This window comes from Candidatus Enterovibrio altilux (genome assembly GCF_002381345.1).
GTDB classification, from domain to species: domain Bacteria; phylum Pseudomonadota; class Gammaproteobacteria; order Enterobacterales; family Vibrionaceae; genus Enterovibrio; species Enterovibrio altilux.
Window position 1 is genome coordinate 461,229 of record NZ_CP020660.1, and the last position, 15,243, is coordinate 476,471.

Annotated in this window: 11 protein-coding genes and 4 pseudogenes; 11 read left to right on the forward strand and 4 right to left on the reverse strand. The window is 37.1% G+C overall.

Going from position 1 to position 15,243, the window contains the following annotated elements:
* Nucleotides 1–62 precede the first annotated feature (62 nt).
* Nucleotides 63–962, reverse strand: a pseudogene (locus BTN50_RS01970) (IS5 family transposase).
* Nucleotides 963–1,350: 388 nt separating this feature from the next.
* On the opposite strand from BTN50_RS01970, the gene pseB reads away from it, so the two are divergent.
* The 7 genes and pseudogenes from pseB (at nt 1,351) to BTN50_RS02005 (ending at nt 8,133) form a co-directional block, all read left to right on the forward strand.
* Entirely contained in the window at nt 1,351–2,346 is a 996-nt protein-coding gene (pseB, locus tag BTN50_RS01975; RefSeq protein WP_096618841.1) for a UDP-N-acetylglucosamine 4,6-dehydratase (inverting), read from the forward strand.
* Nucleotides 2,343–3,524 carry a UDP-4-amino-4,6-dideoxy-N-acetyl-beta-L-altrosamine transaminase gene (gene pseC, locus BTN50_RS01980; protein ID WP_096618842.1) on the forward strand — a complete coding sequence of 394 codons (1,182 nt, stop codon included), beginning with the start codon at nt 2,343–2,345 and terminating at the stop codon, nt 3,522–3,524. Before pseB ends, pseC begins: the two co-directional genes overlap by 4 nt.
* Entirely contained in the window at nt 3,521–4,222 is a 702-nt protein-coding gene (gene pseF, locus BTN50_RS01985) for a pseudaminic acid cytidylyltransferase (RefSeq protein ID WP_096618843.1), read from the forward strand. The genes pseC and pseF overlap by 4 nt, the downstream gene beginning before the upstream one ends.
* Complete coding sequence (gene pseG / locus BTN50_RS01990; RefSeq protein WP_096618844.1) at nt 4,219–5,286, forward strand: UDP-2,4-diacetamido-2,4,6-trideoxy-beta-L-altropyranose hydrolase; 1,068 nt, start codon at nt 4,219–4,221, stop codon at nt 5,284–5,286. Before pseF ends, pseG begins: the two co-directional genes overlap by 4 nt.
* Complete coding sequence (gene pseH, locus BTN50_RS01995; protein WP_223823254.1) at nt 5,283–5,861, forward strand: UDP-4-amino-4,6-dideoxy-N-acetyl-beta-L-altrosamine N-acetyltransferase; 579 nt, start codon at nt 5,283–5,285, stop codon at nt 5,859–5,861. Before pseG ends, pseH begins: the two co-directional genes overlap by 4 nt.
* Nucleotides 5,858–6,907, forward strand: coding sequence for a pseudaminic acid synthase (gene pseI / locus BTN50_RS02000; protein WP_096618845.1), 1,050 nt, complete (start codon nt 5,858–5,860; stop codon nt 6,905–6,907). The genes pseH and pseI overlap by 4 nt, the downstream gene beginning before the upstream one ends.
* A gap of 333 nt (nt 6,908–7,240) precedes the next feature.
* A pseudogene (locus BTN50_RS02005) lies at nt 7,241–8,133 on the forward strand (IS5 family transposase).
* Between the two features lie 950 nt (nt 8,134–9,083).
* Here the strand turns inward: BTN50_RS02005 and BTN50_RS11990 are convergent.
* Both BTN50_RS11990 and BTN50_RS02015 read right to left on the reverse strand, forming a co-directional pair.
* Nucleotides 9,084–9,221: a transposase gene (locus BTN50_RS11990; protein ID WP_096618846.1), complete on the reverse strand. Its 138-nt coding sequence runs from the start codon at nt 9,219–9,221 to the stop codon at nt 9,084–9,086.
* 293 nt (nt 9,222–9,514) lie between these two features.
* On the reverse strand, nt 9,515–10,408 hold the full coding sequence (locus BTN50_RS02015; protein ID WP_096618847.1) for a zinc ABC transporter substrate-binding protein ZnuA: 894 nt from the start codon (nt 10,406–10,408) through the stop codon (nt 9,515–9,517).
* 79 nt (nt 10,409–10,487) lie between these two features.
* Here BTN50_RS02015 and znuC point away from each other — a divergent pair, with 79 nt between their 5' ends.
* From znuC to greA, 4 genes and pseudogenes are all read left to right on the forward strand, one after another.
* On the forward strand, nt 10,488–11,249 hold the full coding sequence (gene znuC, locus BTN50_RS02020; RefSeq protein ID WP_096618848.1) for a zinc ABC transporter ATP-binding protein ZnuC: 762 nt from the start codon (nt 10,488–10,490) through the stop codon (nt 11,247–11,249).
* Entirely contained in the window at nt 11,242–12,027 is a 786-nt protein-coding gene (znuB, locus tag BTN50_RS02025; RefSeq protein ID WP_096618849.1) for a zinc ABC transporter permease subunit ZnuB, read from the forward strand. Before znuC ends, znuB begins: the two co-directional genes overlap by 8 nt.
* 376 nt (nt 12,028–12,403) lie before the next feature.
* Nucleotides 12,404–13,316, forward strand: a pseudogene (locus BTN50_RS02030) (IS5 family transposase).
* A 281-nt stretch (nt 13,317–13,597) separates the two neighbouring features.
* Nucleotides 13,598–14,071 carry a transcription elongation factor GreA gene (gene greA, locus BTN50_RS02035; RefSeq protein ID WP_201260737.1) on the forward strand — a complete coding sequence of 158 codons (474 nt, stop codon included), beginning with the start codon at nt 13,598–13,600 and terminating at the stop codon, nt 14,069–14,071.
* 234 nt (nt 14,072–14,305) lie between these two features.
* Here greA and BTN50_RS10365 read toward each other — a convergent pair.
* Nucleotides 14,306–15,213 (reverse strand): annotated as a pseudogene (locus BTN50_RS10365) (IS5 family transposase).
* Nucleotides 15,214–15,243 lie beyond the last annotated feature (30 nt).

Genomic DNA, 15,243 nt, shown 5'->3' on the forward strand with positions numbered 1-15,243 from the left:
GAAAACAATGGGCTTTGTTTCTTAATTCAAATTCAGATAGCAAATCCCAACATTATTAGCTATTATATGATTGTTTTCATTTGAGGCAGACTCAGCTCGGTTAACTTATTTAATGCTTTTATTGTGGCGTATGTGTCGTCAATCTGGGCATTGTAATCCCTTAGGCTCAATATTCCTCCTAATAAGTTTTTGACTCTAAACACTACAATATATAATAGGGAACATTTATCGTAGCCATACTTCGTTTTCCAATACGTGTTTGAGCCGCGTAACTACTGATAACTGGCCGCTAAATTACACGTATAACTTTTTTCTGATAGGATAAGTGGAACTGCTCGTTTAATACGAACGGTTTCGTGACATTGTCTGATGCCGTAAGTACTGTCAGCTCATATTACATTAATTTTTCGGTGCGTTTGTTTTAGTAAGTTAAGTAAGACTTTATCGTCAGTCGTATTTGATACACTTAACCCAGCAGCAATGATTGCATGCATATTTATATCTACCGCTAAATGTAACTTACGCTAAACTCGCCTATTACCATCAGTGCCATGATTTTTTACTCACTATTCACTTTCACGATAAACTTTGAGCCCCACAGAATCAATGGCTAAGTACTTAGTGATTCCTGTGGTCTTCTTTTTAAACGCGATATTTGCCGTTTTGGCTCGCTTATTAATGCATGCATAGTGAAAGCATGACAACAGTCGTTGAGCAAGTTTGAAAACAAAATTAATGAGTCCTTTCAGACCTCTCCATGGCATTGAAAGTACTCGTTTAACCATGAGAGCTGTCGTAATGGCTAAGTAGCTAAATAAGCGAGGCCTCCCACAATTACTCTGCTTAGTTTAATTCCATAGCTAAATTGCTTTTTCATTAATCCAGAATGTTCATGAGCCAAGATTGATTAAAGCTTGATTATACTGCTTCCTGTTAGTTATTTTGTAGCGACTCTGATGCATAGACCTGAATATTTAAGCAAACCTAGCCATTTAAAACGTAGGCTGATAATTTAATTCTCTGCTTTAGGAAAGAATATCGTTTTAAAACATTAACAACCGCATTAATGCAGAGATCATGTATTCAAGCAATTGAACTTAGTATAATGTGTTAAATATAGGATTCTCGCAATCAACAAAATACAATCTTCGAACTATAATAAACTTATTGAAGGCATAATGAGGTTCCTTACCTGCAAATTACCCAATAAAAACGCTTTTTAAAAAGGTAACTCCTGGCAATATTGCCCTTTTTTAATATATAATTATAATATAATGTTTTTCTTTAATGAAAATTTAAGCTGCTAGTTAAAATTATTTTAAATACGGATACTAATGCTTAAGGATTGAAATGTTCAATGGCAAGTCAATTTTGATCACTGGTGGAACCGGATCATTTGGAAAAAAATACATTCGCACTCTCCTTGCTAGTTACAAGCCTAAACGCCTCATTATTTTATCACGAGACGAACTCAAACAGTTCGAAATGCAGCAAGAACTTAACGATCCGTGTATGCGATATTTTATTGGTGATGTACGTGATAGTGATAGAATGATGCAGGCAATGAATGACGTTAATTATATTATCCATGCGGCAGCACTGAAGCAAGTCTCTGCAGCTGAATACAATCCTATGGAATGTATTAAAACTAACGTGCATGGAGCTGAAAACGTTATTCGTGCCGCTCTTGCCAATGATGTATCTAAAGTCATTGCACTATCAACAGACAAGGCGGCTAGTCCAAATAATCTCTATGGTGCAACCAAACTTTGCTCTGACAAACTTTTCGTTGCAGCGAATAATATGCGTGGTGGAAGTCAGACTCAGTTCGCTGTTGTTCGTTATGGTAACGTTGTCGGTTCTCGTGGTTCCGTCGTACCATTTTTTAAAAAACTTGCTGCTGAGGGTGCAAAATCACTGCCTGTGACACATCCCAAAATGACACGTTTTTGGATTACTTTGCAACAAGGCGTCGATTTTGTATTAAAGAACTTTGCACGAATGCAAGGTGGAGAAATTCTCGTCCCTAAAATTCCTTCGGTACGTCTAATCGATCTTGCCACCGCTTATGGTAACGGCTTGCCAATAAAGGAAGTTGGTGTTCGTCCAGGAGAAAAAATGCATGAAATCATGTGCTCAAGTGATGACTCTCACCTCATGCTTGAATTTAATGATCACTATGTGATGCAACCTACGATTAAATTTTATTCAACAGATTACGACTATTCCTATAACCCATTGGGAGAAACAGGATTACCCGTTCCTGAAGGGTTTGAATATCATTCTGGCAGTAACCCTGCATTTTTGAATATTAAACAAATTTTAGAATGTGAGCAGCAATCATGATCCCCTATGGCAAACAAACCATTTGTCCAGCAGACATTAATGCCGTTATCGAAGCACTGTCATCAAACTTAATAACTCAAGGCCCTAAAGTAGACGCATTCGAGCGTGCTGTTGCCAACAAAGTCGGTGCAAAATTTGGCGTTGCCACGAACAGTGCTACATCTAGTCTTCATTTAGCATGCCTCTCATTAGGACTCAGTGTAGGCAAGCGGTTATGGACATCTTCCAATACCTTTGTCGCTTCTGCCAACTGTGGCTTGTATTGTGATGCGAACGTTGATTTTGTAGATATTGACCCTGCCACTTACAACTTGTGTCCACAAAAGCTCAAAAAAAAGCTGATTGTCGCAGAGAAAGCAGACCAACTTCCTGATATATTGGTGGCCGTGCACATGTGTGGGCAAAGTTGCAACATGGAAGCAATTAATACGCTCGCGAAATGTTATGGCTTCGCTGTAATTGAAGATGCTTCCCATGCTATCGGCGCCAAATACCAAAATCAATATGTCGGAAACTGCCGATACAGTGACATCACGGTATTTAGCTTCCATCCTGTAAAAATCATCACCACTGCTGAAGGTGGAATGGCAATTACGAACAATATTGAACTAGCAAAAGCCATGAAAAATTTGCGTAGTCATGGAATTACTAATGACCCTGCAGAACTAAAAGATACCAACCAAGGCGCATGGTATTACGAGCAAACGGCTCTTGGTTTCAATTACCGCATGACAGATCTGCAAGCTGCTCTCGGTATATCTCAGTTAACCCGCCTTGATGAATTTGTCGAACGACGAAATCAACTTGCTGTACGCTATAATGAAAAACTAGATTCTCTTCCGCTCACTACAACGACATTACTCATTGACTGCAAATCGGCATGGCATTTGTATGTTATTCAACTGGAAAATCCTTCTTACCGCCGTCACGTTTTTGATGTGATGCGGGAACAAGGCATTGGTGTACACGTACACTACATTCCCGTTCATACCCAGCCGCATTATCAAAAACTTGGATTCAATTGGAGACAGTTCCCTACCACTGAAGAATACTACCATGCAGCATTGAGCTTACCATTATTCTTTAACATGACAGAAGACGAGCAAGACCAAGTGGTTGCAACGCTCTCGAATGCTATCTCGTCTGCACTTAATGCCAGAATTAAAAGCAAAAGATGAAAGTCTGTATTATCCCTGCACGCGGGGGAAGTAAGCGCATTCCTTGGAAAAATATTAAGACTTTTATTGATCAACCAATTATTGCTTATTCCATTGATTTAGCAAAAAAATCAGAACTCTTTAATCGTATTATCGTATCGACAGACAGCTATAAAATTGCAAGCATAGCTAAAAAATACGACGCAGAGATACCCTTTATTCGACCTACTGATATCGCCAACGACCATGCCACTACACTTGATGTAATCAAGCATGCAATCGAATGGCTAGAAAAAAATGATGAGCGAGCCATCAGTGCTATATGCTGTCTTTACGCCACAGTGCCATTCGCCCGTCCTTCTGACCTTAAAAAAAGTCTAGTTTTACTGACTGAAAAAAATATACAATACACTTTTGCCTGCACACGTTTTCCCTTTCCAATTCAGCGTAGTATTCGCATGAACCATGAAGGTAATGTTGAGATGTTCTGGCCTGAACACTTATCGACACGTTCGCAGGATTTAGAGCCCGCTTTTCATGATGCCGGTATGTTTTATTGGGGTAGACCGGGTGCGTTCGCCTCTGGGTTACCAATTTTTGCACCACATTCTAAATCCGTTCATATTCCGCATTTTCGTGTGCAAGATATTGATGAGCCTGACGACTGGGTACGCGCTGAAATGCTTTACGAAATTCTCTCGCAACGAGACGAGTTATGAACGTTATGATTCGTGTTGATGCCTCAGAACAAATTGGTACTGGGCACATAATGCGCTGCTTAGTGCTATCAAAAAAACTACTCGCACGTAATCACACAGTAACCATATTAAGTCGCGCGCTAAAAGGTAACCTCATTGATTATTGCTGTCAGCAAGGCATATCGACAGTTGCATTACCAACGATTGAAAAAATCACAGCCTCTAACTACAATGACTACCAGCCTTGGTTAAGAGTAAACCAAAAAAAAGACGCAAGGCAATGCTTAACTACGCTGAAAGAAGCTTCTTTTGATTGGATTGTATGTGATCACTATGCTTTGGATACTCAATGGCAATCATTGATGAAACGCCACGACACAAAGCTCTTAGCCATTGATGATTTAGCCAATCGACAACATAACTGTGACATTTTGTTTGATCATAATCCTTGGCCTAACTTCAAGAACCGATATCACTCATTGATTCCTCCATCTAGTCAGCGATTGCTCGGGCTGAAATTCGCCTTGCTACGCGACAGCTTTATTGAACTAAAAAACATACATGAAGAAAACATTAAAAACCAAGTTATCGTGTTTTTCAGTGGATCGGACCCAACAGGCGAATGTTTGAAATTTCTCACGGCTTGTCAATGCATCCCCAACCTGCCATTTCAAGTGGTGCTAATCTACGGCATATCAAACCCACGAAAAACACAGTTACTTGAAAAATTTCTTCCTCCATTTATCACTTTAGTAAAAAACATACCTGAATTTGAGACTCAACTTGCACATTCTCGGTATGCCTTCGGTGGTGTAGGGGTTAGTGCGATAGAACGCACATATTTGCGACTACCCAGTACACTTGTATCAGTAGCAGAAAATCAACGAGAAATGGCAGAACACCTTGCGAACTCAGGACTCTACCGATACCTCGGTTTAAGTAATAACATAACACCTTTCGATTACACCAATGAACTCACATGGTTAGTTGAACATTGGAACAAATTACCTTGGCGATTACCTGAATCTGATATTGATGGTAATGGTGCTAATCGAGTGGTAAAAGCTATGGAGGCAGCCTCTTGACACAACAAATTTTTTCAGCGACCGTATTACTAAAAGCAATGACACGATCTAACCTCAGTATTGTCCGTGAATGGCGAAACACACCAGCAACTCGCAAAAAAATGTTTACTACCCACGAAATAAAATCAGACGAACACATAACGTGGTTTGAACGTATACAGCAAGATAGCACAAAGCTCTTTTACTTAGTAAGTATTGAAAATAACGATGTAGGCATTGTTTCATTTACTAATATTAATCAAAAAAATGCATGTGCGGAATGGGGATTTTATAAAAACCCTAATACACGTAAAGGCATAGGGCTTGTGATACTACATGCTACACTGAATCATGCTTTTGACTCACTTAGGTTGAAACAGATTAATAGCCGAGTGTTAGCTATTAATCCTAAAGTGCTTCATCTCCACAACAAGCTCGGCTTTACGCGAATTGACGCAAAAACTATTTTTCATAACCAACAAAAAAAAATGATTTCTTACTTCAATTTAGTAGTAACAAACGACGTTTGGCTTTCCCACGAAGCTGGCGTCAGGAAACAACTCAGGATTTTCTCACAGCAGAGCATGGCACTATGACGCAAGTGATCACTATAGATGGACAGAAAATTGGCCAAGGTCATAAACCTTACATCATTGCGGAAATGTCGGCGAACCATAATGGTTCACTACAACGTGCCTTTCAAATCTTAGTCATGGCGAAACAAGCAGGGGCTAATGCAGTAAAAATGCAGTCTTACACCGCCAATACCATCACTTTAAACTGCGATTCCGAAGAATTTAAAATTCACGGGGGGCTTTGGGACGGGCGCTCCCTTTACGATCTATACCAAGAAACTCACACCCCGTTTGATTGGCACAAGCCTCTCTTCAATAAGGCACAAGAACTAGGTATTACACTATTTTCATCACCCTTCGATTTTACTGCCGTGGATTTGCTCGAAGATCTCAATGCGCCTGCTTATAAAATTGCCTCATTCGAAGCAATAGACTTGCCACTCATTCGTTACGTGGCAAAAACAGGTAAGCCTATGTTCATTTCTACGGGCATGGCAAGTGCTCAAGAAATAGCAGAAGCTGTTACCACAGCAAGAAACTGCGGATGCCGAGAACTGGTATTACTGCATTGCATTAGCGCTTATCCAGCGCCAGCTTTGCAAAGTCATTTGCGTACCATTCCTGATTTATCTGAACGTTTTGATGTAGTGACAGGACTGTCAGATCATACATTAGGTACAATAGTGTCAGTCACTGCCGTTGCGCTTGGGGCTGCCGTAATTGAAAAACATTTTACCTTGAGCCGAAATGATTTTGGTCAAGACGCCACCTTTTCATTGGAACCAGATGAATTGGCAGTATTGTGTCGTGACACACAAATAGCATGGCAAGCTCTCGGAAGCGCAGGTTACCAGCTAAAAGACGTTGAAAAAGACAACAAACAACTCCGCCGTTCTTTGTATGTATGTCTCGATATAAAAGCGGGTGAAACTTTGACATTTGCGAATATTCGTAGTGTGAGACCTGGCTTCGGTCTTGCGCCAAAATTCTACGATGATGTGATTGGCACAAGAGCAACAGATGATATTCGCGCTGGTACCGCCCTTAAATGGAATTTAATTCAATAAATTATATAATTTCAAGGTAGTTTCAGCGTTCAAGGAATATGCCAATAACTGTACCATATATTTATGTTAACTTTAAATATTCAATTGTTTTTTTATTATTTCATGCTAGTGCAGAGGGTCAGATGACCCTCTTAATAGGTGCGTTATGTTTCATATAAAAAGCGTCAACAATGCTATTGTAAACGTTTTATAATACCCAGATTGACGAAACCTACACCATGATAAAATCGTTACATAAGCTGACAGGGCTAGATATGGGCTTTGTTTCCTCAAACAAAAAACTAAATTATCAATCTACGTTCTAAACAACTAGACTAACTGAAATATTCAGATCTGTTAAAGAAACTTCGCTACAAAACAATTAATAGGAAGCAATATAATTGATCGAGACTCACTAACATACTGGATTGATGAAGAAGCCATTCAGCTATCAAATCAAACTAAGTAGGGTAAACCTCGTTTATTTAGCGACTTAACCATTACACGATCCTCATAGTTAAACACGTATTCTCAATATCATTAAAAGATCAGTAAAAATTCATTAATCCTGTTTTCAAACTTGCTCAACTCTCGTTATCATGCCTTCACTATTCATGCATTAGTAAACGAGCCAAAACGGTTAACGTTGCGTTAAAAACTAAAAAAACCATCCCGCACTTAGCCATTGATTCTGCGGGGGTTATAAATGTACGGTAAAGACGAATGGAAAGTAACAAAGCATGCACTGATAAGAATCGGCGAGCTTAGTGTAAACTACATTTAACAGTAGGTATCAATACGCATGAAACCATTGCTGCTGAATTACATGCATCAAATGTGACTGACGGGGAAGCGCTACCTAACTTGCTCAAACAAACCCACCGAAAAATCAATGAAATATCAAGCAATGGAGCTTACAACAGATACTCAAAATATTACAAAACCGTTCGTATTACACAAGCACTTCCACTAATTCCACCAAGAAAAAGAACAATTTTTGGGGATCGAAGTCATCCGTGTAATCTAACAATCAGTGACCAGAAGTTATATGGTTCCATTCGGCATGGAAAAACAAAGTGTGGTTACTCTAAATGTTCCCTTCCATAGGCAGCAATATTTAGAGTCTACTAGGAGGTACATTAAACCTAAGAAATTATAATTTTCCGGCTAGCGAAACCTACGACATGGTAAAAGCATTACATAAATTGATAGGGCTAAATCTGCTTAAAATAAAAGCAATTATCTAATAGATAATCATGTTGGGCTTTGCCATCTGAACTCGAATTAGGAGACAAAATCGAAATTATAGTGATTGACTTCTCAAATTTTAAAAAAATTTATAAAAATATTGCAATAATATTTATTAATGTTATTCTAAAAAAAAGTTATGGATCAAGGTAATTATTATGGTATTCCTCCAAGTATTACAATATTTGTTGCTATTTTTTAACTCTTTTTGATGGTTTGGTTAAGTAAGTCTTAAAAGGAGCATTGTTATAATACATACAATAAAATAACAACTATAAAGTAAAGTAGTAGAAGCTAAAAAGCCACTTTCAACTAATAGTAGAACGTGGCTTTTTTAAAAATATAATAATTTATTTAAAATTAATCTATTTTACAATATTAACTGTAAACACCTAATTTTACATGAGCAGAAGTGGTACATCAAAAAAAATCACGAAACTATAAGTAAGATTCGAGTCAACCAAACACAAGAATATCTAAATTTAATGATATTGTATAAAATATTTATACCCTAGAACTAGAAAACCTTCATTCTAAGCAATTAATCACAGTATTAAGACTTTATTTCCTAATTCAAGTTCAGATGATAAAGCCCAATATGATTCACTATTAAACAACCACTGTTATTGTAGGAACACTTAATCCGGTCAACGTCTTTAATGCTTTTATTATAGCATTAGTTACGCTAATTTAATCATTATAATCTCTTCAGCCCAATGTCCCTTCTAGTAGTTTTTTAATTCGAAACATTGTCGTTTTTCATGGAAAACGGTTACAATAACCATACCTCATTCTTCAATGCTGACTGAAATAATATAACTTCTGATAACTAGTCGCTAAATTACGCGGATAACTTCATTTTCAAAAAATTACTCTTTTTTTTAGAAAAATAAGTGAAACGACTCGTTTAATACGAATAGTTTCGTAAGCACTATTGGCTAATATTTCATTAATTTTTTAACAGGTCTGTTTGTGCAAATTTAAAAACAGAATTAATGAATCCATGCAGACCTCTCAATGGTATTGAAGATACGTATTTAATCACAAGAACCATCGTAATGACTAAGTCGCTAAATAATTTAAGCATGAATCATATGAGGATTTGCCATCTGAACTTGAATTAAAAAAAGCCGGCCCGAATAAATAATAAGTTTCAGGTTATCAAGCCTGCATTTTCAAGTTAATTGAGTATATGTAGGCTCTCCGTTGGTTGTTTTGTAGCAAAGCTTACTGAAACATTTAGCGCATAGCTTAATAAGCTAAGAAATGAAACTACGATTCCTTAACTATTATATTCATAAAATATATTTTTATTTCCCTCTTACTACTTATCAAATAATAACTTTTTTACACCATCTAACAATCGAATTTTAACCATGATTACGGCTGAAAGCAGTCCAGATAACTATTACCTAATTTCATTAAAAAATCTTTATAACGTTGCTTGTCTACATCAAGATTTATTGCCATTGGATCTAACTCAATAAGTTTCACTCCCGTACCTCTAGACACGCTCTTGACAATCGAAGAATTAAACTGAGGTTCCGTAAATATACATTGAGCTTCTTTATTTTGTAGAACAGTACGAATAGAAACCAACGTTTGTGCACCCGGTTTTCTTGCAGGATCAACCGTCAAATAACCCTTTGATTTTAACCCAAATGTATCTTCAAAATATCCATACGCATCATGAAAAAGGAAATAGCCTTTGTGCTGATTGTTCGCAAACTGTACTTTTAAATTTTTTGTTGTTGATGCTACGCCAACAATAAACTTAGTATAGTTACTTTCATAACTAGCAGCATTTGCTGGATCTATGCGAGACAAATAAACTGCAATAGCTTTTGCAATAACTTTACTTTGCTCTGGACCAAGCCAAATGTGTCCATCTACTCCAGAGTGATCATGACCATGGTGATCATGCCCTGCTTGTTCACCATAATACCGTACTGGCATTTCTGGATAATTCGTCAATTGAAGCGCATTCTTTTGACTAGAAAGAATTTTTTGAAGAGGTAGCTCCAACTCTGGCCCTGTCCACACAACAAGGTTGGCTATCTTTATTTTTTTAATGTCTGAAGGTTTCAACGCATAATCATGTGGAGAGGCACTAGAAGGAAGAAGAGTGTCAACACGTGCATTTGGCCCTGCAATCTCATTTGCGATCAACGCCAAAGGCTTTATTGTAGTAAGGATACTCATGGGTAAGGCATTTGTAAAAAAAGAGCTCACCATTGCTGACACAACTAGCAAACGTACAAGTATTATTTTCATAAAAATTCCCAGAGTTAATGATTTAATAATAAAAAAAAGTTATATTATAACATTACAGTTTAATTTTCATGTCTAATTTATGTCGACACATCTCGTTACACTACACAACGTTTCCGTAATTTTTAATGGTAGAAGCATTCTAGATAAAGTGGCCTTTTCCCTATATAGAGGAAAAATTACCACACTAATTGGCCCTAATGGTGCAGGAAAGTCAACATTAGTAAAAACCGTCATTGGTCTAAATAAGCCAACCGAAGGTAGCGTAGAACGAGCGCATAATTTAAAGGTAGGCTATGTACCACAAAAATTACATCTCAATGATGCTCTACCCCTCCGCGTGGAAAGGTTTCTAAGACTGAATCAAAACTTAGATAAAAAAGAAATAGATAATGTGCTAGCGTTAGTAGGAGCTTCAAAGCTTCGTAATTTAAATATGTATACTCTTTCTGGTGGTGAAACCCAACGAATATTACTCGCCAGTGCAGTCCTGAGGAAACCAGATTTATTAGTGTTGGATGAGCCAGTTCAAGGGATCGATGTAACCGGTCAATTTGAGCTCTATAGCCTTATTGTCAAGCTCAAATTAATGCTAAATTGCGGTATTTTAATGGTTTCACACGACTTGCATTTGGTAATGGCAAAAACTGACGAGGTTATTTGTTTGCAGCACCATATCTGCTGTTCAGGGACTCCCGACTTAATCTCATCACACCCTGAATACGTTGCACTATTTGGGCGACAAGAAAGTGAACAACTCGCCTGGTACCATCACAACCATGACCCCACTTTATTAGATAGCTCTATTAGCTCAGATAAACATGGAGACCATTCGAATGCTTGAGTTTCTTATGATGCCTATTCTAGCAGGATTATTAATTGCTACGACAGTTGGACCATTAGGCTCATTCGTTATCTGGCGAAACATGGCGTATTTCGGGGACACTCTCGCACATGCTTCTTTGCTCGGATTATCCCTTGGCTTCATCTTTCAAGTAAATTTGAATGTAGCATTGATTATCAGCTGTTTATTGACAGCCATGCTACTTGTTGGACTGCAACACAGAAGTAATGTTTCTGCTGATACATTGCTTAGCATCATTGCTCATACTTCCTTCTCGCTCGGGCTAGTATCTATTAGTTTGGTGACTGATTTACGTGTTGATTTAATTGCATATCTTTTTGGTGATCTACTTTCTGTATCTACTACAGACGTGAGTTGGGTTGCCTTAGGGTGTGCGATTGTAAATATCAGTCTCATTAAACTATGGCACCCTTTATTAGCCATTACTGTAAATGAAGATCTTGCACGCATCAATGGATATAATGTTGAGCGCTTCCGACTCATATTGATGTTGATGGTTGGGTTAATTATCGCAATTGCAATGAAATTTGTTGGAGCACTGATAATTACGTCTTTAATGGTCATCCCAGCTGCAACGGCTCGTCGTTTTGCTAGCAGTCCTGAAAAAATGGCGCTGTTCGCGAGCATATTTGGTATAATTTCTGTCATTGGTGGTATAATGCTTTCGTGTTTTAAAGATACGCCTGCAGGCCCTTCAGTTGTAGTGGTTGCTGGTTTGCTTTTCTTGATTAGCCAGTTTCGAAAGCAAGCAGAATAAATCTATTTACCATTGAGGTATTATAAATAAATAGTTTAATAACATATTTTTTATAGTTAAATAGCTTTATTTTTTTAATTTTAGTTCAGAGTGTCTATATCAGACATAATTAACTATTATACAATGACTTTTATTTTAAACATACCGAGCCCTATCAACTCATTTACAATTTTTATCATAACGTAGGTTTAGCCAATGTGGACATATTGTTATAATCCCTTAGACTCAGTGTCTCACCGAAGAGTTTGTTGATTCGAAATCATTACTATTTCTGCTAGAGGAACCGTTTATGATAATCGGCTTTATTTCCTAAATAAAGTAACTAAATATTCAATCCACCCTCTAAACAGCTAAGCTCACTTAAAGATTCAGACCTATGCACAAGCTTTGCTACAAAACAACTAACTGGAAACCGTATAATAAAGCTTTAATCAATTATGACTCACTAACATTCTGACTTAGTGAAGAAACTATTTAGCTATATGATCATACTAAGTAAAGTAATCGTGAAAGGCCTCGTATATTTCGCAACTTAGCCCTTACGACAGTCCCATGCTTAAACGCATATTTTCAATACCATTGAGAGGTCTACGAGAATTCCTTAATTTTGTTTTTAAACTTACTTAACTGTCATTGTCATGCCCTCACTATTCATGTCTTAGTGAGCGAGTCAACATAATTAACATCACGTTCAAAACGAAACATTAAGAAATTTTCCGCACTTAGCCATTGATTCTACGGGCGTAAAGTTTACGGTAAAGATAAGTGGAAAGTAAAAAAGCATGGGATTAATGGGAAATGGCGAGTTTTGCGCAAGTTACATTTAGTAGTAAATATAAATACGCATGAAATCATTGCTGCTAAGTTGAATGCATCAAATGTGATTAACGGTACAGTCTTACCCAACTTGTTCAAACTGACCCGCTGAAAAATCAATAACATATTAGCCGATGGAGCTTACAACACCAGACATGTTACGAAACCGTTCACATTAAACGAGCCGTTCCAATCATACTACTCAGAAAAAGAGCAACTTCTTGGGAACGGGGCTATCCACGTTATTTAGCGGTCAGCACCAAAAATCATACAGTTCAAATCAGCTATGGAAAACGCGGTATGGTTACCATAAACGTTCTATATTAAAGACTCTAGTGTTTCAAATCAAAACACTATTCGGAGGAAGATTGAGCCACAGGGATCACAATGCCCAAATTAGCAAAATTTATGCCATGATAAAAGCGTTATATAAGCTAACAGGACTAGGTATGTTTCATAGTAAATCATGTTAGGATTTACTATCTAAATTTAAATGAAGAAACAATGTCACCTAAATACTTTAGTAACCTAACTGTTTCAAGCGTTGATTGATGATTCAGTCCCATGATTACAGAAATAAATCCATAAATAAAGAGGTGTAATTAAAGTGGAAATGCAAATGATTGATGATCTAAGAACGCAACTTGTTTAAACTAAATGAACATATATTTACTTGTGACGCTCCCACTATTGTATGGGCGTAACTTTTTTTTCGTCAAGACCAAGGGTTTTGGTGATTGAGGTATTGTCATTAATGAATAAAATACCAATGACTGTTCGTGGTGAACAGCAGCTTCGTGGAGATCTGAACCGTTTGCTAAAACGTCGTCCTATAATCACTCAAGCAATTAGTGCAGCGAGAGAGTTGGGGGATCTTAAAGAGAATGCTGAATATCATGCTGCACGAGAAGAACAAGGTATCTGTGAAGCACAGATTCGAGATATTAAATACAAGCTATCTGTCGCACAGATTATCGATATTTCAAAGCTACCAAAAAAGGGTAAAATTATTTTTGGTTCAACCGTCACATTGATTGATATCAATACATATGATGAAGTAACATACAGAATTGTTGGCGATGATGAAGCAGATATAAAAAAAAATTTAATCTCTGTTAATTCACCGATTGCACGTGGTTTGATTGGCAAAGAAGCTGGAGACGAAGTTTCTATCAAAACACCAGGCGGTATAAAAGAGTTTGAGATTACTAGTGTTGAATACACGTAAGTTAAATAAACTGTTAACAGTTGTTACGACTTTCCATAAATTTTATTAGCTGTGTAGTCACTAGTTCATACTTAGTGTAAAATATTCATGCTCTTGGTGAGTTATTGTTACTGTGAAGTACTATTTTGTCAGCAAGACAGTGCAGTTCAAAAGTACGGAATAAACCATAGGGGACACCAACAAGTTTTGCTTCCTAATTCAAATTCAGGCAGCTAATCTCAACTTGGTTGACTATTAGTCGATCACTTTCGTTTTAGGCATACCTAGCCCTATCAGCTTATCTAACACTTGTATCATGCTGTCATTTTGTCAATTTAAGGATTAAAATTTCTTTTGCTCCATGCCTCTTCGAAAAATTTTTTGATTTAAACCATTACTATTTTTCATAAAAAATATTTGTAATTAATACCCTTTGTTTTTCAATGCGGATTTGAACCATATAACTGTGGTGATTACGCGGATAATCTCATTTTTAAAAAATCGCTTCTTCTCTCAATAGAGATGTGTGGAACCGCTCGTTTAATACGAACAGTTTCGTAAGATTCTCTGGTATCATAAACTCCATCGCATGATATTTCATTAATTTTTCGGCGAGTCTATTTGAATAAGCTAGGTATCACTGGACCGTCAGGTACATTTGGTGAACTCAATTCAAAAGCAATGATTTAATGCGTATTTATATCTACTGCTAAATGTAACTTGCGCAAAACTTGCTATTTTACATTAATCCCATTTTTTTACTTTTTCACTCACCTTCATCGTAGATTTGAAGCCCCGTAGAATCAATGGCTCAGTGCTGGATAGTGCCTTTAGTCTTCATCTTGAACGTAACATTAACTATTTTAGCTCACTTGATCATGCATCAATAGTACGAGCATGATAACGGTAGTTAAGCAAGTTTGAACACAGAGTTAATGAATCTTAGTATGCCTCACAATAGTATTGACAATACGCGTTTAACCATGAGGGCTGTCGCAATGGCTAATTCACTAAATAAACTAGCTCTTCCATGCTCACTCTACTTAATTTGATTCGATAACTGAATCACTTCTTCATTAATCCAGAATTGTAGTGAACCCACGATTGATTAAAGCTTGATTATACTGCCTCCAGCTAGTTATTTTATAGCAAAGCTTGTTCATAGACCTAAATATTTAAGTGAACCTAGTTGT